At 62.4% G+C, this 22743-nt stretch carries 25 protein-coding genes and 1 tRNA gene; 12 read left to right on the top strand and 14 right to left on the bottom strand.

Features of this window, described 5'->3' with window-relative positions; all coding sequences use genetic code 11:
* Positions 1-40: 40 nt before the first annotated feature.
* The gene (gene tig, locus AC04SH_RS12010) at positions 41-1516 is read right to left on the bottom strand and encodes a trigger factor (protein ID WP_192257266.1); all 1476 of its coding nucleotides are present in this window, start codon (positions 1514-1516) and stop codon (positions 41-43) included.
* A 340-nt stretch (positions 1517-1856) separates the two neighbouring features.
* Here tig and AC04SH_RS12005 point away from each other — a divergent pair.
* Positions 1857-1939 (top strand) — tRNA-Leu (locus AC04SH_RS12005).
* A 99-nt stretch (positions 1940-2038) separates the two neighbouring features.
* Here AC04SH_RS12005 and AC04SH_RS12000 read toward each other — a convergent pair.
* The 3 genes from AC04SH_RS12000 to AC04SH_RS11990 form a co-directional block, all read right to left on the bottom strand.
* Positions 2039-3487, bottom strand: a complete 1449-nt coding sequence (locus tag AC04SH_RS12000; protein ID WP_488575155.1) for an aromatic amino acid lyase — start codon at positions 3485-3487, stop codon at positions 2039-2041.
* 81 nt (positions 3488-3568) lie between these two features.
* On the bottom strand, positions 3569-4150 hold the full coding sequence (locus tag AC04SH_RS11995; RefSeq protein ID WP_488575154.1) for a GDYXXLXY domain-containing protein: 582 nt from the start codon (positions 4148-4150) through the stop codon (positions 3569-3571).
* Complete coding sequence (locus AC04SH_RS11990) at positions 4147-5259, bottom strand: DUF2157 domain-containing protein (RefSeq protein ID WP_488575153.1); 1113 nt, start codon at positions 5257-5259, stop codon at positions 4147-4149. Before AC04SH_RS11990 ends, AC04SH_RS11995 begins: the two co-directional genes overlap by 4 nt.
* A 233-nt stretch (positions 5260-5492) precedes the next feature.
* Between AC04SH_RS11990 and AC04SH_RS11985 the strand changes: the two genes are divergently transcribed.
* Both AC04SH_RS11985 and AC04SH_RS11980 read left to right on the top strand, forming a co-directional pair.
* Positions 5493-5633, top strand: a complete 141-nt coding sequence (locus tag AC04SH_RS11985; RefSeq protein ID WP_006335194.1) for a DUF1127 domain-containing protein — start codon at positions 5493-5495, stop codon at positions 5631-5633.
* A 51-nt stretch (positions 5634-5684) separates the two neighbouring features.
* Positions 5685-5828 carry a DUF1127 domain-containing protein gene (locus AC04SH_RS11980; protein WP_112564748.1) on the top strand — a complete coding sequence of 48 codons (144 nt, stop codon included), beginning with the start codon at positions 5685-5687 and terminating at the stop codon, positions 5826-5828.
* Positions 5829-6198: 370 nt separating this feature from the next.
* Here the strand turns inward: AC04SH_RS11980 and AC04SH_RS11975 are convergent, their stop codons facing one another.
* The gene (locus tag AC04SH_RS11975) at positions 6199-7098 is read right to left on the bottom strand and encodes a LysR family transcriptional regulator (protein ID WP_488575152.1); all 900 of its coding nucleotides are present in this window, start codon (positions 7096-7098) and stop codon (positions 6199-6201) included.
* A 134-nt stretch (positions 7099-7232) separates the two neighbouring features.
* On the opposite strand from AC04SH_RS11975, the gene AC04SH_RS11970 reads away from it, so the two are divergent.
* From AC04SH_RS11970 to AC04SH_RS11955, 4 genes are all read left to right on the top strand, one after another.
* Positions 7233-7712 (top strand): carboxymuconolactone decarboxylase family protein, encoded by a 480-nt coding sequence (locus AC04SH_RS11970; protein WP_488575151.1) that lies wholly within the window; start codon positions 7233-7235, stop codon positions 7710-7712.
* A 58-nt stretch (positions 7713-7770) separates the two neighbouring features.
* Positions 7771-8523: an SDR family oxidoreductase gene (locus tag AC04SH_RS11965; protein WP_488575150.1), complete on the top strand. Its 753-nt coding sequence runs from the start codon at positions 7771-7773 to the stop codon at positions 8521-8523.
* A gap of 63 nt (positions 8524-8586) precedes the next feature.
* Positions 8587-9012 carry a cupin domain-containing protein gene (locus tag AC04SH_RS11960; RefSeq protein ID WP_488575149.1) on the top strand — a complete coding sequence of 142 codons (426 nt, stop codon included), beginning with the start codon at positions 8587-8589 and terminating at the stop codon, positions 9010-9012.
* Positions 9013-9078: 66 nt separating this feature from the next.
* Positions 9079-10095 carry a mechanosensitive ion channel family protein gene (locus AC04SH_RS11955; protein ID WP_488575148.1) on the top strand — a complete coding sequence of 339 codons (1017 nt, stop codon included), beginning with the start codon at positions 9079-9081 and terminating at the stop codon, positions 10093-10095.
* Here AC04SH_RS11955 and AC04SH_RS11950 read toward each other — a convergent pair.
* Positions 10078-10566 carry an RrF2 family transcriptional regulator gene (locus AC04SH_RS11950; protein ID WP_488575147.1) on the bottom strand — a complete coding sequence of 163 codons (489 nt, stop codon included), beginning with the start codon at positions 10564-10566 and terminating at the stop codon, positions 10078-10080. The genes AC04SH_RS11955 and AC04SH_RS11950 overlap by 18 nt on opposite strands.
* A gap of 168 nt (positions 10567-10734) precedes the next feature.
* Between AC04SH_RS11950 and trmFO the strand changes: the two genes are divergently transcribed.
* The 3 genes from trmFO to AC04SH_RS11935 all read left to right on the top strand — a co-directional run bounded on the left by trmFO (position 10735) and on the right by AC04SH_RS11935 (position 12822).
* Entirely contained in the window at positions 10735-12144 is a 1410-nt protein-coding gene (trmFO, locus tag AC04SH_RS11945) for a methylenetetrahydrofolate--tRNA-(uracil(54)-C(5))-methyltransferase (FADH(2)-oxidizing) TrmFO (protein WP_488575146.1), read from the top strand.
* A gap of 71 nt (positions 12145-12215) precedes the next feature.
* Positions 12216-12506: a type II toxin-antitoxin system ParD family antitoxin gene (locus AC04SH_RS11940; RefSeq protein ID WP_488575145.1), complete on the top strand. Its 291-nt coding sequence runs from the start codon at positions 12216-12218 to the stop codon at positions 12504-12506.
* The gene (locus AC04SH_RS11935) at positions 12490-12822 is read left to right on the top strand and encodes a type II toxin-antitoxin system RelE/ParE family toxin (RefSeq protein WP_488575144.1); all 333 of its coding nucleotides are present in this window, start codon (positions 12490-12492) and stop codon (positions 12820-12822) included. The genes AC04SH_RS11940 and AC04SH_RS11935 overlap by 17 nt, the downstream gene beginning before the upstream one ends.
* Positions 12823-12824: 2 nt before the next feature.
* Here the strand turns inward: AC04SH_RS11935 and AC04SH_RS11930 are convergent, their stop codons facing one another.
* The 7 genes from AC04SH_RS11930 to yajC form a co-directional block, all read right to left on the bottom strand.
* The gene (locus tag AC04SH_RS11930) at positions 12825-13775 is read right to left on the bottom strand and encodes a sterol desaturase family protein (RefSeq protein ID WP_488575143.1); all 951 of its coding nucleotides are present in this window, start codon (positions 13773-13775) and stop codon (positions 12825-12827) included.
* Positions 13775-14209, bottom strand: coding sequence for a hypothetical protein (locus tag AC04SH_RS11925; RefSeq protein ID WP_488575142.1), 435 nt, complete (start codon positions 14207-14209; stop codon positions 13775-13777). The genes AC04SH_RS11930 and AC04SH_RS11925 overlap by 1 nt, the downstream gene beginning before the upstream one ends.
* An 82-nt stretch (positions 14210-14291) precedes the next feature.
* A complete protein-coding gene (locus AC04SH_RS11920; protein WP_488575200.1) occupies positions 14292-15113 on the bottom strand; it encodes a phytoene/squalene synthase family protein in 822 nt (273 codons plus the stop codon).
* A 25-nt stretch (positions 15114-15138) separates the two neighbouring features.
* Positions 15139-15528 carry an Mth938-like domain-containing protein gene (locus tag AC04SH_RS11915; RefSeq protein ID WP_488575141.1) on the bottom strand — a complete coding sequence of 130 codons (390 nt, stop codon included), beginning with the start codon at positions 15526-15528 and terminating at the stop codon, positions 15139-15141.
* Between the two features lie 11 nt (positions 15529-15539).
* Positions 15540-18092, bottom strand: coding sequence for a protein translocase subunit SecDF (gene secDF, locus AC04SH_RS11910; RefSeq protein ID WP_488575140.1), 2553 nt, complete (start codon positions 18090-18092; stop codon positions 15540-15542).
* A 185-nt stretch (positions 18093-18277) separates the two neighbouring features.
* Complete coding sequence (locus tag AC04SH_RS11905) at positions 18278-19372, bottom strand: SecDF P1 head subdomain-containing protein (protein WP_488575139.1); 1095 nt, start codon at positions 19370-19372, stop codon at positions 18278-18280.
* Between the two features lie 56 nt (positions 19373-19428).
* Positions 19429-19776 carry a preprotein translocase subunit YajC gene (yajC, locus tag AC04SH_RS11900; protein WP_112564772.1) on the bottom strand — a complete coding sequence of 116 codons (348 nt, stop codon included), beginning with the start codon at positions 19774-19776 and terminating at the stop codon, positions 19429-19431.
* A gap of 270 nt (positions 19777-20046) precedes the next feature.
* On the opposite strand from yajC, the gene AC04SH_RS11895 reads away from it, so the two are divergent.
* On the top strand, positions 20047-20922 hold the full coding sequence (locus AC04SH_RS11895; RefSeq protein WP_488575138.1) for an ATP-binding protein: 876 nt from the start codon (positions 20047-20049) through the stop codon (positions 20920-20922).
* Positions 20923-20925: 3 nt separating this feature from the next.
* Here the strand turns inward: AC04SH_RS11895 and AC04SH_RS11890 are convergent, their stop codons facing one another.
* Positions 20926-21741 (bottom strand): helix-turn-helix domain-containing protein, encoded by an 816-nt coding sequence (locus AC04SH_RS11890; RefSeq protein WP_488575137.1) that lies wholly within the window; start codon positions 21739-21741, stop codon positions 20926-20928.
* Positions 21742-21852: 111 nt separating this feature from the next.
* On the opposite strand from AC04SH_RS11890, the gene AC04SH_RS11885 reads away from it, so the two are divergent.
* The gene (locus AC04SH_RS11885; RefSeq protein ID WP_488575136.1) at positions 21853-22743 is read left to right on the top strand and encodes an NAD-dependent epimerase/dehydratase family protein; all 891 of its coding nucleotides are present in this window, start codon (positions 21853-21855) and stop codon (positions 22741-22743) included.

Raw genomic sequence — 22743 nt, 5'->3', positions numbered from 1 at the left:
CGCCTCGAGGGCGGCCTTTTCTGATCTTGTCGTCAAGCGCTTATTCGGCGTCCTTGGCAGCCTTCTTCTTCGGCGCGGCCTTCTTCTTGGGCTCTTCCGCGTCGTCGGCCTTTTCAGCCTTGTCGGCCTTCTTGGCAGCGGCCTTCTTCGCCGGCTTGGCCTTGGCGGTGTCGGTCTCCTCGTCGTCTGCCATCAGCTCTTCCTTGCTGACCTTGACGTCGGTGACCGAGATCTGGCCGAGCAGATGGTCGACGACCTTCTCCTCGAACATCGGCGCGCGCAACGTGTTCAGCGCTTCCGGATTGCTGCGGTAGAACTCGAAGGCTTCCTGCTGCTGGTTGGCCGGGTAGCGGCGCACCTGCTCGAACAGACCGCGCTGCAGTTCCTCGTCCGAGACGGTGACGCCGGCCTTTTCGCCGATCTCGGCCAGAACCAGACCGAGACGCACGCGGCGTTCGGCAAGGCGCAGATATTCGGCGCGTGCCTCTTCTTCCGTCGTTTCTTCATCGGCGAAGGTCCGGCCGGCAGCTTCGAGGTCGCGGTTGACCTGAGTCCAGATGTTGTTGAACTCGGCATCGACGAGCTTCGACGGCGCCTCGAACGAATAGGCCGCGTCAAGCTGGTCGAGCAGCTGGCGCTTGACCTTCTGGCGGGTCATCGAACCGAACTGGTTCTCGATCTGGCCGCGCACCACATCGCGCAGGCGCTCCAGCGATTCCAGGCCGAGATTCTTGGCCATCTCGTCGTTGATTTCCAGCGCGCCGGGCTTGGACACTTCCTTGACGGTGACGTCGAAGGTCGCTTCCTTGCCGGCCAGATGCGCCGCCTGATAGTTTTCCGGGAAAGTGACCGTGACCTGCTTCTCGTCGCCGGCCTTGGAGCCGATGAGCTGGTCCTCGAAGCCCGGGATGAATTCCTTGGAGCCCAGAACCAGCGGCTGGTCGGTGCCGGCACCGCCGGAGAAGGCCTCGCCGTCGATCTTGCCGACATAGTCGATCGAAACGCGGTCGCCTTCGGCGGCCTTGCCGGTCTTCGGCTCGAAGCTGCGTGCCGATTCGGCGACGCGCTGGACCTGCTCGTCGATCTCGCTGTCCGGCACTTCGAACACCTGGCGCGTCACCTTGATGTCGGAGAAATCCTTGATCTCGATCGCCGGGATGACCTCGTAGTTGAGGCGGAATTCGAAGTCGGCGCCACCGGCCAGGATCTTCTCGGCCTCTTTCTCGTCCTCGGTCATGATCACTTCGGGCTGCATGGCGGCCTTTTCGCCGCGCCCGGTGATGATCGAACGGGTCGAATCGTTGAGGATCTCGTTGACCACTTCGGCCATGAACGACTTGCCGTAGACCTTGCGCAGGTGCTGGACCGGCACTTTGCCCGGACGGAAGCCGTTGATGCGGACCTTGTTGCGGGCGTCGGACAGCCGCGCCATCAGCTTGGCTTCCATATCACCGGCCGGCACGGTGATCTTGATCTCGCGCTTGAGACCGGAGTTGAGCGTTTCGGTGACCTGCATCGTAAAACCTTTATCTTCACCAAAGAGACTGCCACGGCCTTCTGCCGTTCACAGCCTGCCGGTACAATCTTGCCGGGAATGGCTTTTGGTACGGAACCTGGCGATTTGACCGAAATTACGGCTCAAATTCTTCCAAACTGCGTTCCAAGATGTGAATAAGTTCTTGTTTTTCCTACTTCTTATCACATTCTGCAGAAGCGGATCGGCGCGTCCCGTCACATTTGACACGCCTTTTGTCACAGGCGAGGGTAATTTTCAACCATCTTCGCGTTGCAGCGAATAGGCGCCATTTTCGCCCCGACATTGACAGAATGATGGCTACATGGGATTGCCGGGCCACGCGGGTATGGCGGAATTGGTAGACGCACCAGATTTAGGTTCTGGCGTGAAAGCGTGGGGGTTCGAGTCCCTCTACCCGCACCACCCTTCGCTCTGACTAGCCTCGGGTGGCAGGCCACCTGAGGCTAGTCAGAGCAAAGGGTGTCCTCCGAAGCCTTGGCGTAGGAGGACTGGCGCGACGCCCTACACTTCAAACGCTTGGCTCGTGAACCACTGCGCCAGCTTCGCCAGTTCCGGCCCCAGCACCCTATCGGCATCGACCGGTGGCACGATGCTTCTTATATCCGCGACGAAAGCCTGCAGCGCCGGCGGTGCGGCGCGATTGGTGACGTAGAGCGCCTGCGAGGCGATCATGGCCAGCATCGCCATTGCCGCGTCGAGGCAGCGGCCGGCGGTTGCTTCCTTGGTCCAGGCGAAGAATGCCGTGGTGGCGACATCGTCCTGGCCGGCGCCGGCCGATTCGGTTCCCGGAATGAAGGTGCGCTGCGCCGCGAGCTTGGCCTGTTCGAGATAGCCGGTAATCGCCATCGGGACATAACCGACATTGCCGTGGCCGTCGCTGTCGGCCCAATGCCGCCCTGTCATCAACAGGTCGGGCAGCAGCGACACCTTGCCGTTCAGCAGTTTTGAGGCGTGGCGGTCGCAGAGCAGGCAGAGATCGGCCCAGATCGCCGCCAGATCGTCCAATGCCGGCGTCGCCATGGCATTGTGATAGCCGCCGGTCGAGATGCAGCGCCCCAGTGGATGCGCCTCGTCGGGCGGGATATAGGCCGGATTGTCCGAGATCGAGGCCAGCGAAACGGTCGCCGCCTGCTCGGCGCCGGCCAGCGCGCGATGCGCATGGCCGAGCACGCGCGGCACGATGCGGTAGCTGACCGGCGCTTGATAATTGCGCCGCCCATCACCGGCGCCGACCAGAAACTGCCGCAACCCGCGCAAGGCCGCCGCCTCGTGTTCGTCGCCCCAGAGCCCGTCGAGGGCGGCATCATAATGCTCGAGCGGGGCGCGAAACGCCTCGATCGACAGCGCAAACACCTTGTGCGCCATGGCGATGCGCCGGCGTGCGGCAAGTGCCGCGTCAGCCACCAGTGCCGCCGCGCAAGGAGAGCCGTTGATCAACGAACCCCGCTCCTTCACTTCGAGCTCCAGGCCAGCGGTGAGCTCGGCAAACAGCGGATAGAGGGCCAGGATCTCGCCCGCGCCGCCCTGCCCCTGCGACGGCACCACCGGCATCGGGCCGCCATCCAACATCGCCGCGACGGCCTGCGCGATACGCGGCGTGGTGGCGGCATTGCCTTCGATGAAATTGGTCAGCCGGGCAAGCACGATCGCCCTGACGACGCGCTCGGGCAACGGCTCGCCGAAGGAGGTGGCCGCAGCAAAAGCCTTGATGCGCGCATGGCGGTCGCGCTCGTCAGGTTCGAGCTTGCGGCTCGCCAGTTCGCCCATGGCGGTGGTGACGCCATAGATGACCGGCGGCGGATCGGATTCGATGAGTTTGAGGAACGAGGCGCGGCATTCGGCAATGCGTTGCAAGGCCTTGTCGCTGATGGCGACCGTGTCGTTTTTCCAGGCGACGCGAAACACAGCATCGAGATTGATGTCTTCGCGCGTCGTCAGCGTAATCGTCATGGTTGCTCGCCCCGCCTGGTCTGGATGCATCTGGGCGAAGCGATCGATGTCTACCGAAATCCGTGCCCTGGGTAACGTCTTTTAATAGAGCGGTTCCTCGAACAATGTCTTGTCGCCGTCCATCAGCGCCTTGATCTGCGCCTCGCCATTGGCGGCAAGCGCGATGCGCACCCCGAATGGCCGCACCCGCATGTCGTTCTGGATCGCGATGCCCTGTCCCTCCGGCAGATAGAAGCGGTCGATGCCGTATTGCGGTGCGATTGTGGATTCGGGATCAAGCGTCCAGCCCGGCGCGACCTGGCCGACAATATCGGCTTCGTCGGCGGCCGGCGGCGTCGGCGCCTTGCCGAACCAGGCTGTGGTCGCATGCCAGTAGCCCTCGGCGCCCGGCTTCAGCCGGACCACGATCGGCGTGTTCTCGGTGCTGAGTTGTCCGGCCGGAATGTTGGCGATCAGCTTCACCGGCAGGCGCGATATCTCGTAGCCGAGGATAATATAGTCGCCGCGCAACAGGTCGCGCGGATCGACCGGCTCGATCTTCAGCAAGACCTCCTTGCCGTTGCGCAGGATCGCGGCCCGGCCGGCGATGATCCAGCTCAGGAAGCCGATCTGCGCCAGCGCCAGGATCAGCGCCGAGATGACAAGTTTCTTTCCCGACATCATGCTGCCGCTCCTTCCGGGGCCTTCATGCGTTTTTCCACGCGGATGATGACGAGGGCGAGGATGCCGAACAGCACCGCCGCGGCCAGGAAGAAGCCGGCCGTGTCGAGCATCGACTGCAAGGTCACCACGTAGATGATGGCGAGTTCGAAGGCAAAGCCGGCATAGGCGACCCAGCGCAGCCCCCTGCTCTCGCGCCCGCCCAGCATGACCGCCGCGGCAATGCCGGCCAGCGCCACGACCGAGGCGATGGCAAAGCCGCCGTTGAAGGTGCTGTGATCACCCAGTTCGAACTGGATCATCGCCAGGCCGGTGAGAAAGCCGATCAAGGCATGCAATGGCAACCGCCCGCCAAGCTGCAGAACCCGGTCGACTTGCTCAGCGGCGAAGATTGCCACGGCAAACAGCAGCGCCGACACCACGACCAGCGGGATGGCCAGCAAAAGCGTGTTGTGGTCCGTGCCGCGCACCGCAATATAGAAGATGACCGAGAGAATAATCAGATGTCGGGCCGGCTGGCTGCGCGTCCAGAACGAGACGACAAACAGCGCCAGTGCCATGATGACGAAGAAGTTCGGGAATTCGGTGCGGTTGTAGAAGTCGAACTCGCGCACGAACAGCCAGGCCACGGATATGCCCACTGCAGCGACGGTCAGCGGGTTCGAGCGCAACGCCACCGCGGCAAGTGCTGTGCCGATGCCCCAGGTGACAATGGCCGAGGCCTCGTCGCCCGTGAGATGGTACATCTGGCCGATCAGCGCGATCGAACCGCCGAAGGCCGCGGCCGCCACGATCCACAGTGCCTCGCCGATCGCCGCCTGGTCGCGGTTCTTCAGCACAGCGCCGCCGACATAGCCGGCGAGAATGACGGCAAACAGTGCCGCGACCCGCACCAGCCGCGGGATGGCCTCCCAGTTGGAAGCGACGAAGAGCAGGATGGCGGCGCCAAACAGCAGCGCCGCCATCATCGCCAATATGGTGCCGAAGCTCAGCGATTTGCGTTCGTTTGCGTCGATGTCGCGCGTCAGCGCATCGGCCGTCTTCGCGTCGATCAGGCCGGCCTGCAGCCAACGCCCGATATCCGTCCTCACCCGTGACGAATAGCTCGCCATGCCGCTCCCCCCAGTTTCGGCCTTTTGTCAGCCGATGCGGTCAAACCGCTGACGCTACGACATTTTCCGATTCGGGTTTCTTTATGTCGAAGCCGTGAACGCGCGTTAATGTTGCATTGCACAATTTGCATTGCTGCCATGCGTCAATGGCACTTTTAAATCGATATAGGTCCGCCTATTTTCCATTCGTACACAAACGGAATGATCCGAAGAAAGACGAAACGAGTACTACCATGAACCTGATCCGCAACTACCGCAACTGGCGCCGCTACCGCGACACCGTCTCCGAGCTGAGCCGCCTGTCGAACCGTGAACTGACCGACCTCGGCATCAGCCGCAGCGACATCCACTACGTCGCCCGCAAGGCGGTTTAATCCGCTTCGGATCGCAAATGATCCGAACCAGTTTTGAAAAAGAGAACGACAATGAACCTGATCCGCAACTACCGTAACTGGCGCGTTTATCGCGACACCGTTACCGAGCTGGGTCGCCTTTCGAACCGCCAGCTCCATGATCTCGGCATCGTCCGCGACGAGATCAAGATCGTCGCCCGCAAGGCGACCTTCTAACGGCAAGAATTTCGCCAGGGTCGACCTCCTCCCCGACCCTGACGGATACGGCCAACCCTTACCTCCTCCCGAGGGTTGACCACCAAAACGGCGCCCGCCGCACCTCCTCCCGCGGCGGGCGCTGTTTCCAAAGCGAACGCAGTTCGTCTTTCAAAGCGAACGCAGTTCGTCTTCCAGGGGTTTCGCCCCCCTTGATCCGGTGAAAAGAATTTCGTCAAAGCCGACCTCCTCCCCGGCGATGGCGAATACGGCCGATCCCCACCTCCTCCCGAGGATCGGCCCCCAAAACGACACCCGCCGGATCCTCCCCCGGCGGGTGTTGTTGTTTCTGGGGTAGGCTTTCAGCTGAGCAAGCAGTCGACCAAGGCGCTTATGCCGCCATCAAAGCATCGTCGCGGACGGACTGGACAAGAAAGTCGAGCACCGTCGTCACCCGCAGCGGCATGTTCTTGCGGGATGGATAGACGACATTGATCGGCAGCCGCGTCGGCGGGAAATCCGGCATCAGCTTGACCAGCCTGCCGGCTTCGATGTCCGGCCCGGCCAGGATATGGGACAGCACCGCAAGCCCGGCCCCGGCCAGCGTTGCCCGATGAACCGCCATTGAATTGCTGGCGACCAGGCGAGGCTCAACCCGCAGAACAACATCGTCCGCCCCGTCGGAGAACGACCATGACCGGCCATCGCCGGCACGGCTGTAACAAATGCAGCGGTGATCCCTGATGTCTTGCGGCGCTTGCGGCGTATCCCGTCCCTCGAGATAGCATGGCGAGGCCACGAGAAAGGCAGTCGTCCAGCCGATCCGGCGGCAGATCAGGGTGCTGTCGCCGACCGGGCCGAGGCGCACCTCGAGATCGATGGCATCAGCGACGAGATCCGAGGGTTCCTCCCGCAAGATCAGTTCGACGGCAAGATATGGATGGCTCTCCAGCAGCCTTGCAAGGCGGTCGCCGATAAACAACCCGAGCGGCGTAGGCAGGCTAAGCCGCACTTTTCCCGATACGGTTGCGCCCTCAGTGCCGCTCGCTTCGCTCAGCGCGTCGACCGCTTCCACCACGCGCAGCGCCATCGGCAGCATCTGTTCGCCCTCCACCGTCAAGGCAAGCGCGGTTGTGGTGCGATGCAGAAGGCGCGTCTTCAGATGCGCTTCCAGCGCGGAGACCTGCCGGGACACGGCCGGCTGCGTCAAATTGAGGTCGATCGCGGCCGCGGAGAAGGACCTTGTCTGCGCCACCCTCAGGAACGTTCGCAATGCCGATACGACGTCCATCCTTACCCTCATTACCTTTCGACATATGCCTTATGTCCGCATCCTAGGCGGCAGGCGCTTTACTGTCCAGCTATTATGGATATTAATTGTCCTTAAGGACACAAAATATCCTCAAACCCTCAAAAGGACTAGCCATGACACAGCGCCTGAACGCCGCCCAACAATCGCCCGAACTGTTCAAGAAGCTTTCCGACCTCAGCATGGCCGAGGCGCACGGCGCCATCGAGGAAAAGATCCGCGATCTCGTCCATATCAGGGCTTCGCAGATCAATGGCTGCGCCTTCTGCCTCGACATGCATGTCAAGGAAGCAAAGATCCACGGCGAGAGCGAGCTGCGGCTCTACCATGTCGCCGTCTGGCGGGGATCGACCCTGTTCATTCCGCGTGAGCGTGCCGCTCTTGCCTGGACGGAAGCCGTCACGAAACTCCCCGAAGGCGGCATTCCCGACGAGCTCTACGAGCGTGTGCGCGGTCAGCTTTCGGAAAAGGAAATCTCCGACCTGACCTTGTCGATCATGACCATCAATGCCTGGAACCGCCTCAACGTCGCCTTCAAGACTGTGCCCGGTTCGGCGGACAAGCTCTACGGGCTCGGCAAGGCCGGCCTGAACTGACCCTTCCCCAATCATCAATCGATGCGGCGTGACAGCGCGGCCGCAAACGGAGAGCATCATGAAAATCGTCATCATCGACGGCACCGGCCTCATCGGCACCAAAACCACCGAACGCTTGCGCAAGCAGGGCCACGAAGTGATCGCGGCCGCGCCGAACACCGGCGTCAACACCATCACCGGCGAAGGGCTGAAGGAGGCGCTTGCTGGCGCCGAGGTCGTGATCGATCTCGCCAACTCGCCGTCCTTCGAAGACAAGGCCGCGATGGAATTCTTCGAGATTTCGGGCCGCAACCTGCTGGCGGCGGACAAGGTTGCCGGTGTCAGGCACCATATCGCGCTCTCGGTTGTTGGAACCGAACGCCTGCAGGATGCCGGCTATTTCCGCGCCAAGCTCGCCCAGGAAAAGCTGATCAAGGCCTCGGGCATTCCCTACACCATCGTTCATTCCACGCAATTCATGGAATTCCTGCCCGCCATCGCCAAATCCGGCGCGGTCGGCGAAGCCGTGCATCTGTCGCCGGCCTATGTGCAGCCCATCGCATCCGATGATGTCGCCGATGCCGTGGCCAATGTCGCGCTCGCCGCGCCGGTCAACGGCACGATCGAGATTTCCGGCCCGGAGCGCGTGCGTATGAGCGAGCTCGTCGCTCGCTACCTCAAGGCTTCCGGCGATCCCCGCAAGGTCGTGACCGATCCGGAGGCGCTCTATTTCGGCGCCAGGCTGAACGACAATTCGCTCGTCTCCGACAACAATCCCCGCCTTGGCCACATCAGCTTCGAGCAGTGGTTCGCCACCGCGGCGCGGAAATGACCGCCAGGCTGCGCCGCGGCCCAGGCGCAGCGCATTGTTCAACACAAGAAAAGGAGTTTCGAAATGATCAGGTCCATCGCCGCAGCCGTCATCGTGACGGCAGCCCTGGCCAACCCGGCCGGAGCCAAGGATGCTCACGCCGGCGAGAAAGCCGCCAAAGTCACCCTTGTCTATGAACATGAACTGCCGAATGTGCCGGGCAAGAGCATCAAGGGCATCCTGGTCGAATATGATCCCGGTGGCGTCTCCGAGGCGCACACCCATCCGAGCTCGGCCTTCATCTACGCGACGGTTCTGGAAGGCTCCATCCGCAGCCAGGTCAACGACGATCCGGCCAAGGTCTACAAGGCCGGCGAGAGCTTTTCGGAGATGCCGGGCGACCGCCACAGCGTGAGCGAGAACGGCTCCAAGACGAAGCCCGCAAAGCTGCTGGCCGTCTTCGTGGTCGATACCGCCCAGAAAGAATTGACCTATCCGGTCACGAAGTAGGCCGAAAGGGCCGGACGCTATCCTGGTGCCCGGCCCTGCCTGGAAGCCGTATCCTAGCGGGGACCCATGTTCGGCGATCATCACTTCCTTGCCCTGGTCTTGATCAATCTGCTGGGGCTTGCCGGCATTGTCGTCTGGTGTTTCCAGGGCCGTGGGCGCCCGATGGCACGCCTGGTCGTCCAGATCCTGTTCTTCGCCGGCATGACTGCCGTGCTCTGGCTCAGCGGAATCCTGCCGCATTGGGTGGCTGAGACCGATCTTCAGGGCGCGTATCTGGCAAAGTCGGCACGCATCCTTTGGTGGATACACCTTGCCTGGACGCTTGTCGGCTTTGTGCGCCTCTATATCGTCGTGGAACATCGGCCGCGAGAAGCGCGCCTGCTCCAGGAACTGGTCGTCGCGGTCATCTATCTCGGCGTGGCGCTGTCGATAACGGGTTTCGTCTTCGGCGTTCCCGTCGCAACGCTGGCGGCAACGTCGGGCGTGGTTGCCATCATCGTCGGGCTTGCGCTGCAGAACACGCTTGGCGACGTCTTTTCCGGCATTGCGCTGACGCTGGGGCGTCCCTACACGCTCGGCGACTGGATCATGCTGGGCGACGGCACGGAAGGACGCATCGTCGAAACAACCTGGCGCTCCACGCATCTGCTTACCGGTGCGTCCAACATTGTCGTCCTGCCCAACAGCGTGTTGGCGAAGGTCAGCCTGACCAATCTCAGCCGTCCCGACGAGAGACAGCTGATCAGCGTAAACGTGCGGATTGCCAGGACGCAGGCGCCGCATGTCATCGAGGGAGCTATGCGCGAGGCCCTCGGAAACTGCGAGCGGATCGTCAAGGACCCGGCACCGCTTGTCGCGCTCAAGGACATCGACGCGGTGGCAATCGGGGTGGACCTGTTCTTTTGCGTGGCCGGTCCGGCCGACCGGTTGCTTGCGAGGAATGAAGTGATCGACTCTGTCCATCGCCATTGCGAGGCGAATGGTCTTTCCCTGGCTATGCCGCCGCAGAGCTATGCCATCCTGCTGCCGGCGACGGGAGACCAGCCGCAAGCGAAGCTCATGCGCTCAGCCGGCGCGCTCTAGCACCCATTCGAAGCTGTTCTTCCAAAGCTCCGCCGGAATCTCCTGCGCCAGCGCTGCGGTGAGGTCGGAAAGTCGGACACTGCGCAGTTTTGACCGCCAGGCCTCGTCGGCTTCCCACATGATGCGAGACACCGCGCAAGGACCGCTTTCGCAATAGCCCTGCGGACGGCAAGGATTGTTTTCGCGGATGTTGGTGCACACAAACGTCCGCGATTTGCCCTCCACGGCTTCCACGATCTCAAGGAAGGTCAACTCGGCCGGCGGCCGCGCCAGCCGGTATCCGCCTGACGGACCGAGCGTCGTATCGACCAGGCCCGCTTGCGACAGGCTTTGCAGTGCCTTGGAAAGATACTCCTTGGGAAGGCCGTGGAATTCGGCGAGCGCTTTTGTCGAGAGATAACGCCCGGCAGGTAGGCCTGCGAGAATGGCGCAGCAGTGCAGCGCCCATTCGACTTGGCTTTTCAGGATCATCAATGGATTCCGGGTCGATACCGATCAAGCTTATATTAAGGATATGAAATATCCCTATTTTCCTGCTGTGTAAACAGACGGTCTGGCGCAGTGGTTACGGGACGGCTACAGCCCATGCGCGCAGACGGCCAATTGCAAACAGCGCGCCAAGCGATTATTCCGGCGCTCATGAGCAGAAATCCAATCCACATCATCGGCGGCGGCCTCGCCGGCTCCGAATCGGCATGGCAGGCTGCACAAGCCGGCGTGCCGGTAGTCTTGCATGAGATGCGCCCGGTGCGCGGCACCGATGCCCACAAGACCGACGGGCTGGCCGAGCTCGTCTGCTCCAATTCGTTCCGCTCCGACGATGCCGAAAACAACGCCGTCGGCCTGCTGCACGCCGAAATGCGGCTGGCCGGCTCGCTGATCATGAGCGCCGGTGACGCCAACCAGGTGCCGGCCGGTGGCGCACTGGCCGTCGACCGCGACGGCTTCTCCGACGCAGTCACCAAAAAGCTCGAAGCACATCCGCTGATCACCATCCAGCGCGAGGAAGTGGCCGGCCTGCCGCCGGCGGAATGGGACCAGGCGATCATCGCCACCGGCCCGCTGACCGCGCCTTCGCTTGCGCAGTCGATTGCCGAAGCGACCGGCGCCGATGCGTTGGCATTCTTCGACGCCATTGCCCCGATCATTCATTTCGACACCATCGACATGGACACCTGCTGGTTCCAGTCGCGCTACGACAAGGTCGGGCCTGGTGGCACTGGCAAGGACTACATCAACTGCCCAATGGACAAGGAGCAGTATCTCGCTTTCGTGCAAGCGCTGGTCGAGGGCCAGAAGACCGAATTCAAGCAATGGGAAGGCACGCCCTATTTCGACGGTTGCCTGCCGATCGAGATCATGGCCGAGCGCGGCGTCGAGACGCTGCGCTATGGGCCGATGAAGCCGATGGGGCTGACCAATGCCCACAATCCGACGGTAAAAGCCTATGCCGTGGTGCAGCTGCGCCAGGACAATGCGCTGGGCACGCTCTACAACATGGTCGGTTTCCAGACCAAGCTGAAGCATGCCGAGCAGGTTCGCGTCTTCCGCACCATTCCGGGTCTGGAAAACGCCGATTTCGCTCGGCTGGGCGGCTTGCACCGCAACACCTACATCAATTCGCCGACGCTGCTCGACGCCTCGCTGCAGCTGAAGTCGCGGCCCGGCCTGCGCTTCGCCGGCCAGATCACCGGCTGCGAGGGCTATGTCGAGAGCGCGGCCATCGGCCTGCTCGCCGGCCGCTTCGCCGCCGCCGAACGGCTCGGCCACGCGCCGTCGCTGCCGCCGCTCACCACTGCCTTCGGCGCGCTGCTCAACCACATCACCGGCGGCCACATCGTCTCCGACGACGAGCCGGGCAAACGCTCCTTCCAACCGATGAATGTCAATTTCGGCCTGTTCCCGCCAGTGGAAGCACCGAAGATCGAGGGCAAGCGCCTGCGCGGCAAGGACAAGACGGTTGCCAAAAGGCAGGCCATCACCTCGCGCGCGCGGGCTGATTGCAGAGAGTGGCTGGGGCTGCCGGCACAAGCGCAGGCTGCTGAATAACGAGCCTTTCGGATGGACCCACGGCAAGGAGTAGGATACTATCCTACTTTCTGCCTGATAGGAGTCATTCCATGGAATCCGCCGAGAAACTGTCCGTCACCGTCACGCCAGCCATGGCGCGCATGATCCGCGAAAAGGTCGAGGATGGTTCCTTCGGATCGGCGAGCGAAGTTATCCGCGCAGCGCTGCGCGCCTTCCAACGCGAGGAAGATGAACACGCCGAGCGCATGGCTTCGATCAGGGCGCGTGTGAAGGCGTCAATCGAGGACCCGAGGCCAGGGCTTTCAGGGGAAAAGGTTCGCGACCATCTTCAGGAGCTCGCCGCTCAATATTCGAGTCGCAGCGATGATTCAGCGGCTTAGGGTTGAGTATGGCGAAAGCGCCAGGAACGATCTGGCAGAGATTTTCAGACATATCGTCAATGCCGGCGGGAGTTCTGACGTCGCGTTGAAGTTTACATTGCGCATTGAAGATCGCTGCCAAAGTATCGGCAATGCACCGCGCGGTGGTCGCTCCCGCGACGATATCGCGCCAGGGTTGCGAATGGTCCCTTTCGAGCACTCGGCCGTCATTGTCTATGTCATCGCCGACGATCTCGTCCGCATCGTCAACATCTTCTACGGCGGTCGCGACTACGAGACATTGATGCGCGACAGTGGTTCGAGCGAACCCTCTTAGCGCTACTCCGCCAGTTCAGCCCCTGCAATCGGCAGCCCCGGCTTCCCAGCCTCGCCCGGGTTCCGCCTGACATAGGCCGCCTTCAAACTCTCCGAAGTCTCGCGCGAGCCGTCATGGCTCCAGCCCGGCGGCTTGATCAAATAGTTGATGCGATCGCTGGGCGTCAGCCCCGGCGCGAAGGCATCCCTGAACATGCCGATCCATTCATGGAACGCCACTTTCAGCGGGTTGAACGTGCCGAGATTTTTCACGATGCCGTAGCGCGGTCGATCCTCTTCCAACTCCTCGACGAAGGTGCCGAACATGCGGTCCCAGATGATCAGCGTGCCGGCATAGTTGGCGTCGAGATAGCGCGGATTGGTGGCGTGGTGGACGCGGTGGTGCGAGGGCGTGTTGAAGATGAATTCGAACCAGCCCCACATCTTGCCGATCGCCTCGGTGTGGATCCAGAACTGCCAGACCAGGTTGAAGCCGAAGGTGAAGGCGATCACAGCCGGATGGAAGCCGAGCAACACCAACGGCGCCTGCAGCACGAACATGAAGGTGAACAGCCCGGTCCAGCTTTGCCTGAGCGCCGTCGACAGATTGTAGTGCTGGCTGGAATGGTGATTGACATGCTCGGCCCACACCCAGCGCACCCTGTGCGCGATACGGTGATAGACGTAGTAGCGCAGGTCATCGAGCAGGAAGGCGGCCAGGAACACCCATACCGACAGGCCGAGATTGAAGAAGCGGAACTGCCACAGCCACAGCAGCGCCCAGTAGGAAACGGCTCCGAGCAGCAGGCCGGCAACGACATTGCCAGTGCCCATCATCAGGCTGGTCAACGTGTCGCGCGTCTCGAACGAGCCCTTGGCGCGGCCGGTCCGCACCAGCCAGAGCTCGATCAGGATTGCGGCGACGAAGAACGGAATGGCAAGCTGGGTCACTTCAGGGAAATTGTAGTCGTCCATCACGCGGCCTCCTTCGCTAGGCACGGCTTCTGCGGCCCAAGCGCTGCCGCGACAGCCTTGGCGTCAGCCTTGTCGGTGAAGGCGAAGCGTCCGCCTTTCCAGGTGAAGTCGGCCAGCTTCAGCGCAATCGCGCCGGCTTCGTCGACGTCGAGGGCCAGGACATCGTGTGGCGTGACGATGCGGGTCAAGAAGCAGTCGCCGACGCTGTGGACGATGCCGCAGTGCCCTTGCCCGAGATCGAGGAACGCCGTCCTGCTATCCGCAGTCAGGCGCACCGCTCCCGCTTTCTCGTCCGGAAAATCATCCGCAAACCGGCTGAGCGCCTGATCCGCACCGGCAAGCGTCGCAATTTTGCTGCCGCCGGTGAAATGCACGGCCAGCACCGACAGCGCAATGCCGATAACGACGAGTGCAACCAGCACAGGCAGGCTCATAAACAGAAATCTCCTCCGGACCGGTCGCGTCTTTTGGCGACGATTTCGGGTCGACAAATCTCTAGCACGATTGACGTTTACGTCAAATGGCTGGCCAGCCTCGCATTGCGCGTCTGAGCGACAGCCAATGCCGGCGCAACGCCGAAAGCCGCGCTACGCCGGCCAGGGGCGCCTGGCGACCACTCGCCATCTTGCCGAGATAGGCGCTGGTCAGGGCCAGCGGCAAAAATGCCGGGCGCAGCGTCTCCGGCAGGGCCGAAGCCCCTTGCTCGAAAGCGCGGAGATGCTCCTGCGCCAGCGCGATCATTGCAGCCACCGCCCGCGCCGCGCCGGGTCCGCCATCGCCGCTGACGAACTCTTCCGGCGACGAACCCGCCGCCGCCAGGATATCCGCCGGAACAAAACATTGGCCGCGCTGGCGATGCAGCGGCAACAGCAGCAACAGGCCGGTCATGGCCTGAGCACAGCCCGCCCTGCCCGCCAGTTCGGCAAAGCGCGGCGCCTCAATGGGATCGAGCACCATCGCCGCCAACTGGATCAGCGCCGCCGCCGTCTCGCCGCAATATCCCTCGAGATCGGTGCGCGATGGCATCGGATCGTCATAGAGGTCGAAGATGCGGGCTTCGAGCATGTTGTCGAAGGCAGCTTTCGGCAGGCCGCGATCGGCAATCGTCGCCTTCAGCGCGTCGGCGAGCGGGTTGCCGCTGGCTGCCGCCTCAGTGGCGATGACATCGCGCCACCACTGCAGCCGCACTTCGCCAGGCAGCGCGTCATGGATCCGATCGCGGACAGACGCGATCTCGGCGTTGAAGGCGTAAAGCGAAAACAGCGCCTGGCGCTTGTCGGCAGGTGCATAGAGCGCGCTGACATAGCGGTCATGGTCGCCGGCGCGCACCGCCTCCATGACGATGTTGGCGGTATCGGTCACATCAGTCGACGGCGATAAGGGCTGCGGCCACGGCGCGGTCTTCGGCAAGCAGCACATTGTAGGTCCGCACCGCAGCTCCCGTCGACATCGGGTCGGAGGCAATGCCCGCCGCTTTCAATGCCGCGCGCAGTGCCACCGGCAACGGACGCAAATCCTTGCCGGTGCCGACCAGCAGGATCTCGACCTTGCCGGCCTCGGCCAACAGCAGGCTGAAATCCGCCGCCGTCAGCGCCAGCGGATCGGCCGGCTCCCAGCCATGGATGCCCGTGGGCAAGCACAGCAGCGAACCGCGATGCGACATGTCGGCGAAGCGGAAGCCGCCATTGCCATAGGCCTCGATCGGCGCGCGGCCGGGGAAATGCGCTTCGCGAATGACAATGCCTTTTGCCACCTCAGTGGCCGTCAGGTCGCCACGGCCTTGCCGCCACCCACCGGCTTCTCATCATCGGCGGTCGTGGCCTGCGGCCGCAACCTGAACAGGATCAGCAAGGGAGCTGCGATGAAGATCGACGAATAGGTGCCGAAGACGACGCCGAACAGCATCGCCATGGTGAACGACCGGATCACTTCACCGCCGAACAGCACCAGCGCCAACAGCGCCAGGATCGTCGTCACCGAGGTCAGCGTCGTTCTCGACAGCGTCTCGTTGATGGCGTTGTTCAGCAATTGCGGCAGCGGCATCTTTTTGTATTTTCTGAGATCCTCACGGACGCGGTCATAGACGACGATCGTGTCGTTCAGCGAATAGCCGATGATGGTCAGGATCGCCGCCAACGACGACTGGTTGAACTCGAGCCCGGTGATGACGAAGAAGCCCAGCGTCATCACCACATCGTGCACCGTCGCCACGATGGCGCCGACGGCGAACTGCCATTCGAAGCGGAACCAGACATAGACCAGGATGCCTATCAGCGCGACCAGCATGGCAATGGTGCCTTGCTTGGCCAGTTCGCCCGAAACTGTGGGACCCACCACTTCGACGCGGCGGAAATCATAATTATCCTGCAGCTCACCGCGCACCTTGTCGATGACGGTCTGCTCGGCATTCTCGCCACCCTCCTGGGTGCCGACGCGGATCAGCACGTCGTTGGGGGCGCCGAACTGCTGCACCTGCACTTCACCGATGTTGAGCTCCGACAGCCGGCTTCTGATATCGCCGATATCGGCGTCGCCTTGCTTGGACTGCACCTCGATGATCGAGCCGCCCTTGAAATCGATGCCGTAATTGATGTCGATGGTCAGGAATCCAATAACCGACAGGACCGACAGCAGGCTGGACAGCGCGAAGGTCCAGCGGCGGATGCCCATGAACGGGATTTTTGTGCCCGGCGGAATGAAGGTCACCGGCGCGCGCGGCAATTCCTTCGGGCGCGCGCGGCGCAGCCAGATCGACACCAGCAGACGGGTGAAGGTGAAGGCGGTGAACACCGTGGTCAGAATGCCGATGGCATAGGTGATGGCGAAGCCCTTGACCGGGCCGGTGCCGAGATAAAACAGCACCACGGTGGCGATCAGCGACGTCACGTTGGAATCGACGATGGTCGCCAACGCCTTCGAGAAGCCGGTATCGATCGCCTGGATCACCGAGCGTCCGGCGCGTCGCTCCTCACGGATGCGCTCATAAATCAGCACGTTGGAATCGACCGCCATGCCGATGGTCAGCACGATACCGGCAATGCCGGGCAAGGTCAGCGTCGCACCAAGCAACGACAACAGACCGACGATCATCGCCACGTGCACGGCAAGCGCAATGTTGGCGAGGAAGCCGAGGAAGCCGTAGGCGACGAACATGAAGGCGACGACAAGGATGGAGCCGATAATGCCGGCGACCTTGCCGGCATGGATCGAATCCTGGCCAAGGCCCGGGCCCACCGTGCGTTCTTCGATCACGGTCAGCTTCGCCGGCAGCGCGCCGGCGCGCAGCAGCACCGCGAGGTCGTTGGCGCTTTCAGCTGTGAAATTCCCCGAAATCTGGCCGCTGCCACCAAGGATCGGTTCGCGAATGACCGGCGCCGAAATCACCTGATTGTCGAGTATGATGGCGAATGGCTTGCCGACATTCTGCTGGGTCGCCTGGCCGAACCGGGTCGCGCCCCGCGAGTTGAAGGTGAACGAAACCACCGGCTCGTTGGTCTGCGAGTTGTAGGTTGCCGTCGCCTTGGCGAGATCTTCGCCGGAAACGATGACGCGATTTTCGACCAGATACGGAACCGGCGGATCATCCTGCGAGTAAAGCACCGAGGAGCCTGCCGGCGGGCGGCCATTGAGCGCATCCTGCACCGACATCGAGGTGTCGACCATCTGGAAGGTCATCTTGGCGGTCTGGCCGATGATCTCCTTCAGCCTTTGCGGATCCTGCAGGCCGGGCACCTGGACCAGCACGCGGTCGTCGCCCTGCCGCTGCACGATCGGCTCGGTGGTGCCGAGTTCGTTGACGCGGCGCTCGACGACTTCGATCGACTGCGCCAGCGCGGCCGAGGTGCGGTATTTTACGCCGGCATCGGTGACGGTGAACTTGAGCACGCCGGCTTCGGAATCATCCAGCGACATTTCCTGGATGGAACCACCGGTGAACAGGCCGGCGGCGACCGGATCTGTCAGCGGCTTGAGCGCCGTCTTGGCGGCATCAATCTGATTGGGGTCCGTTATGCGCACCTGCACGGTTTTGCCGGTGCCGCCAAGGCCGGTATAGCCCACCTTCGCGTCGCGCAGCAGCGTGCGGATTTCGTCGCGCGTCGTCTCCAGTTGCGCCTTGACCAGATCGTTCTGGTCCATCTGCAAGAGGATATGCGAGCCGCCCTGCAGGTCGAGACCGAGCGTCATCTGCCGCTTCGGCACCCAGCTGGGCAATTGTGCCAATGTGCTGGCGGGGAAAAGGTTGGGCGCGGCAAGGATGAACGTGGCGGCCACGGCCAGCCAGATCAGGATCATCTTCAGGCGCGAAAAATACAGCATATGGCGTCGTCCGTCAGGGCATACTGGCGGATCGTTCCGCCGACAATTCGGTTATTTCTTGGCGTTGTTATTTGCCACCGGCTCGCCCTTACCCTGCACATCGTCGATTGTCGAGCGCGCTAAGGTCAATTCGGCGCTGCCGCTGGCAGCGGTTTCAGCGTCAATCGCCTCTGTCGATTTCCATTCTAATTCTGAACGCCGCCGGGCGCTATCGTTCGCACGTCGACTATTTTCAGCTTTGCCGGCATGGGGCCCGAGCGCAGGAGCAGAGCAAGATCGTCGGCGCTCTCCTTGGTGAAGTTCCCTGATATCTGACCGGTACCGCCAAGGATAGGCTCGCGGATGATGGGCGCCGAAAGCACCTGATTGTCGAGGATTATCGCAAACGGCTTGCCCACATTCTGTGAGGTCGCTTGAGCAAAACGCGTCTCGCCCTTGGTATCGAAGGCGAACGATACAACCGGCTCATTCATGGCCGAGTTGTAGGTTGCCTGGGCATTGACGATGTTGTCGCCGGAAACAATGACGCGGTTTTCGACCAGATACGGAACCGGCGGATCGTCCTGCGAATAAAGCACCGAGGAGCCTGCCGGCGGACGGCCGTTGAGAGCGTCCTGTACCGGCATCGTCGTATCGACCATCTGCAAGGTCAAATTGCCGGGCTGCCCCAGAATGTCAGTAAGCCGAGCTGGCGTCTGGAAGCCGGGCACCTGAACAAGGATGCGGTCATTGCCTTGCGGCTTCGCGATCGGTTCGACACCGATGCCGTCGCTAACCCGGCGTTCGACGACTTCCATCGATTGCGCCAGCGCCATCGACGTCCGCAGCTTCACGCCCTCATCCGTCAGCGTGAGCCTGAGAAGTGCGGGTTCCGGTTCATCAAGCAGCATCTCCCTGACCGGATTATCCCCGGCGACCGGATCGGTGAATATTTTCAGGGCTGCCTTTGCGGCATCGACTTGTGCTGGTTCCCTAACGTTGAGATGTACCTCGCGGCCAGCCTGACCAAGCCCCTTGTAACCAACTCGAGCATCGCGCAGCAGCATGCGAATGTCGTCAAGCACTGCCTCGAGACGAGACTTGACCACATCGTCCTTGTCGATTTCGAGCAGCAACTGCGAGCCGCCCAGCTGCTCGAAGCTCGCGTGCCGCTTGGGCAGCCAAGCAAGAAGATCGTCGAGCGTCCCGTCCGGCTTCAGGGAGCGCGCGCCAAGCAGCACGCCCAACACCACCACGACCACCAGCCCGATCAGGATCTTCGTAAGGCGCGAAAACCGCATATGGCGTTGCCCGTTGCTGGTCTACCCTGCCCCAAAATCCGGTTCTGTTCTGGACCTTACTTCTTGGCGTTCTGGTTGGCCACCGGCTCGCCCTTGACCCGCACGTCGGCGATCGTCGAGCGCAGCGCCGTCACCTTGGTGCCGCCGCCGAGGTCGATCTCGAGCTCATGGTCGTCGATCACCTTGGTCACCTTGCCGACGAAGCCGCCGCCAGTGATGACCGTGTCGCCGCGGCGCACGGCCGAGAGCATCTCCTGGCGCTTCTTCAGCTGCGCGCGCTGTGGCCGGATGATGAGGAAATACATGATCACGAAGATCAGCACGAATGGGAGTATCATGCCGATATCCCCGAACGGACCAAGCGGAGTTCCGGTGGCTTGGGCGTATGCCGGTGTGACGAACATCAAGAACTCCTGGTTACGAAGAAGGCCATAAGGCGGCCTCGCCAAATTTGGCCGGAATATAGTGGGTAAAGTTGCCAATGCAACTGGACGGCCCGGCTTTCGGCTGCTTTTCCGGCCGGTTGACCCGTGTTAGAGCATGCTCCCGGATAAAGGGCGTGGTTTGCACAAAAGATCACGCTCAAACAAAAGCTTGGAACCAGTTCCTATCTCGCCCGGACCAGGACGATTTCCGCCCCTGCGCACGTTTGCAGAACAACAAAAGACCGAGACATGACCGAAAGCACCATCGAGGCCCTGAACCAAAAGCTCGACCGCCTCATCGAAGCGGTCACCCGCCTCGCCCCGCCGCCGGTGCCGCAGACCGATCTTGCCGTGGCCGACTGCTTCGTCTGGCAGGCCGATCCCGGCTATCTCGAACCGGTGCGCAAGGTCAATCGCGTCGACATCGGCCTGATCCGCGGCGTCGACCGCGTGCGCGACATTCTGGTCGAAAACACCGAGCGCTTCGCCGCCGGCCACGCCGCCAACAACGTGCTGCTGTGGGGCGCGCGCGGCATGGGCAAGTCGTCGCTGGTCAAGGCCGTGCATGCCGAGATCAATGCCAAGGCCAAATCCGACCTGCCGCTGAAGCTGATCGAAATCCATCGCGAGGACATCGACACGCTGCCCAGGCTGATGGGCCAGTTGAAGGCGGCGCCCTTCCGCATCATCCTGTTTTGCGACGATCTGTCGTTCGATCATGATGACACGTCCTACAAGTCGCTGAAGGCAGCGCTTGAAGGCGGCGTCGAGGGCCGCCCGGCCAATGTCATCTTCTACGCCACGTCGAACCGCCGGCACCTGTTGCCGCGCGACATGATCGACAATGAGCGCTCGACCGCCATCAATCCGTCCGAGGCGGTCGAGGAAAAGGTCTCGCTGTCCGACCGTTTCGGCCTGTGGCTCGGCTTTCACAAATGCTCGCAGGACGAATATCTCGACATGGTCAACGGCTATGCCAGCCATCACGGGCTGGAGATCGACCCGGAGCAGCTGCGCGCCGAAGCGCTGGAATGGGCAACGACGCGCGGCAGCCGCTCCGGCCGCGTCGCCTGGCAGTTCACGCAGGATCTCGCCGGCCGGCTCGGCAAGCCGCTGAAGGATTGAATGTCACTTGGGCGGCTGCGCCCGTCGCAAGTCGCGCGGCGTCTGGCCGATCTCGCGGCGCATCCAATACGCCAGGTGTGATTGGTGCGCGAAGCCGGTCAACGCCGCTATCTCGCTCGTGCTGAGATCGCCGCGCCGCAGCAGGACGCACGCCCTTTCCACGCGGCGTCGCAACACATAGCGATGCAAGGTGACGCCCATCGCCGCCTTGAACCATGTGCGCAGATGCGAACTGCTCGCGCCGGCCACCCGGCTCAAGTGATCGATCGAAAGCGGCTCGTCGAGAGCGGCCTCGATGTGTTCGAGGACACGCTTGAGCTGGGCGTCAGACAACCGGTTCGCTCGAACCATGTCAGGGCCATCGAGGTCGAGCAGCCTCACCGCAAGCGCGGCGCCGATGCTTTCGGCAAACAAAGGGCCACTCGGCGCGCCTGCGGCGAGATCGCTCTGCAGCGCTCGAGCCAGATGCTCGATCCGCTGGTCACGCAGCAAATGTCGTGTGTCCAGCCGCGATGCTCGCGCCTTGCCGCCAAGTTCCGCGGCGACCCTTTCCATTAAGGCCGGCTGCAAGACGATCTCCATCGTGTCGAACGGGGTTTCGGCCTCGAAACCGCCCTCCTCGCCGGCCGGCACAAGGTCGATGTCGCCGGCGCGCCTGACGAAATATCGCCCGGCCTGATTGCAGTAGGAACGCGTCGCCGCGCTTGCATGCACCATGATGCGATGGTGCGCCGCGCGGGGCAGCCGATGGACGCCTGCCTCGATATGCCGCCAAACCATCGTGACGTCGGACGAGGCCGGAGCGAATTGCGGAAGCATGCTCTCTCGATTCATGGCGAAACCTGTTCAAGATTTGGCAATTCCCGCGCGATTTTCAACGCCGCGAACCTGTACTCCCGCCTCTCCTTTTAACACGGAAGAGAGGTTGCGATGAGTTCGTATGTTGTTGTCGGCGCGGGCCCGGTTGGTCGCGAGACGGCTCGCCTTCTTGGCGAGGAAGGCCATGATGTCATCCTGACCAGCCGAAGTATCGGTTCGAACGTGTTGCGGAATGTGCGGTCGATACAGGCCGACGCCACGGACGCCTCGGCGCTGTCGCGTGTGTGCCAGGGCGCCGATGCCGTTTTCATGTGTGCCATGGCCACATATCATCGCTGGCCAACAGACTTTTTCCCCATAATCGACGGCACCGTGCGCGCCGCGGAAGCAGTAGGCGCCAAGCTCATCGTGCTTGGAAACCTCTATGGTTACGGCAGGAATGGCGAAAACCCGCTGCGCTCCGACATGCCGCTGGACCCGAATTCGAAGAAGGGAACCGCCAGGACGATCATGTGGCAGCGGGCGGCCCGCGCCAGCGTGCCGGCGATCGAAATCCGGTCCAGCGACTATCTCGGGCACGGCGCGATCAGCTACTTCTCGCTGATCGCGCTGCCTTCCATCATCGAGAGCAAGCCAACCGCTTTCATTGGTGACCTCGACGCCACTCATGCCTGGAGCTTCACCAAGGACGTCGCCAGGACGCTCGTCGCCGCCTCACGCTACACCGGCGAATGGGGACGGGCGTTTCATGTCCCCTCGCAATACGCCTCGCCCAACGAGCTTATCCGCAAGACCGCGGCGATGCTTGGCCGGGATATTGCCGAGACGCACTCCTATTCCATCCCCGAGATGGAAGCGCTCGGCATGCATGAGCTGATCGAGATGAGGTACCTCTTCGAGACCCCCTTGCTGATTGATTCCTCCGACGCGGAGACGCTTCTGGGCGTTAAGGCCAGCAGCCTCCAGGAGATGATCGCCGACACCCTCCAGGATTATCTTTAA

Source organism: Mesorhizobium sp. CNPSo 4688 (assembly GCF_057784295.1).
This window is presented reverse-complemented; position numbering and strand designations above follow the sequence as displayed.

Coding starts and splice junctions, on each gene's coding strand:
- AC04SH_RS11955 (WP_488575148.1), top strand. CDS start 9,079: ATGTTCGGCGATCATCACTTCCTTGCCCTGGTCTTGATCAATCTGCTG.
- AC04SH_RS11980 (WP_112564748.1), top strand. CDS start 5,685: ATGAACCTGATCCGCAACTACCGTAACTGGCGCGTTTATCGCGACACC.
- trmFO (WP_488575146.1), top strand. CDS start 10,735: ATGAGCAGAAATCCAATCCACATCATCGGCGGCGGCCTCGCCGGCTCC.
- yajC (WP_112564772.1), bottom strand. CDS start 19,776: ATGTTCGTCACACCGGCATACGCCCAAGCCACCGGAACTCCGCTTGGT.
- AC04SH_RS12000 (WP_488575155.1), bottom strand. CDS start 3,487: ATGACGATTACGCTGACGACGCGCGAAGACATCAATCTCGATGCTGTG.
- AC04SH_RS11985 (WP_006335194.1), top strand. CDS start 5,493: ATGAACCTGATCCGCAACTACCGCAACTGGCGCCGCTACCGCGACACC.
- AC04SH_RS11890 (WP_488575137.1), bottom strand. CDS start 21,741: ATGCTTCCGCAATTCGCTCCGGCCTCGTCCGACGTCACGATGGTTTGG.
- secDF (WP_488575140.1), bottom strand. CDS start 18,092: ATGCTGTATTTTTCGCGCCTGAAGATGATCCTGATCTGGCTGGCCGTG.
- AC04SH_RS11885 (WP_488575136.1), top strand. CDS start 21,853: ATGAGTTCGTATGTTGTTGTCGGCGCGGGCCCGGTTGGTCGCGAGACG.
- AC04SH_RS11940 (WP_488575145.1), top strand. CDS start 12,216: ATGGAATCCGCCGAGAAACTGTCCGTCACCGTCACGCCAGCCATGGCG.
- tig (WP_192257266.1), bottom strand. CDS start 1,516: ATGCAGGTCACCGAAACGCTCAACTCCGGTCTCAAGCGCGAGATCAAG.
- AC04SH_RS11960 (WP_488575149.1), top strand. CDS start 8,587: ATGATCAGGTCCATCGCCGCAGCCGTCATCGTGACGGCAGCCCTGGCC.
- AC04SH_RS11895 (WP_488575138.1), top strand. CDS start 20,047: ATGACCGAAAGCACCATCGAGGCCCTGAACCAAAAGCTCGACCGCCTC.
- AC04SH_RS11935 (WP_488575144.1), top strand. CDS start 12,490: ATGATTCAGCGGCTTAGGGTTGAGTATGGCGAAAGCGCCAGGAACGAT.
- AC04SH_RS11975 (WP_488575152.1), bottom strand. CDS start 7,098: ATGGACGTCGTATCGGCATTGCGAACGTTCCTGAGGGTGGCGCAGACA.
- AC04SH_RS11990 (WP_488575153.1), bottom strand. CDS start 5,259: ATGGCGAGCTATTCGTCACGGGTGAGGACGGATATCGGGCGTTGGCTG.
- AC04SH_RS11925 (WP_488575142.1), bottom strand. CDS start 14,209: ATGAGCCTGCCTGTGCTGGTTGCACTCGTCGTTATCGGCATTGCGCTG.
- AC04SH_RS11905 (WP_488575139.1), bottom strand. CDS start 19,372: ATGCGGTTTTCGCGCCTTACGAAGATCCTGATCGGGCTGGTGGTCGTG.
- AC04SH_RS11965 (WP_488575150.1), top strand. CDS start 7,771: ATGAAAATCGTCATCATCGACGGCACCGGCCTCATCGGCACCAAAACC.
- AC04SH_RS11930 (WP_488575143.1), bottom strand. CDS start 13,775: ATGGACGACTACAATTTCCCTGAAGTGACCCAGCTTGCCATTCCGTTC.
- AC04SH_RS11950 (WP_488575147.1), bottom strand. CDS start 10,566: ATGATCCTGAAAAGCCAAGTCGAATGGGCGCTGCACTGCTGCGCCATT.
- AC04SH_RS11995 (WP_488575154.1), bottom strand. CDS start 4,150: ATGATGTCGGGAAAGAAACTTGTCATCTCGGCGCTGATCCTGGCGCTG.
- AC04SH_RS11970 (WP_488575151.1), top strand. CDS start 7,233: ATGACACAGCGCCTGAACGCCGCCCAACAATCGCCCGAACTGTTCAAG.
- AC04SH_RS11920 (WP_488575200.1), bottom strand. CDS start 15,113: ATGGAGGCGGTGCGCGCCGGCGACCATGACCGCTATGTCAGCGCGCTC.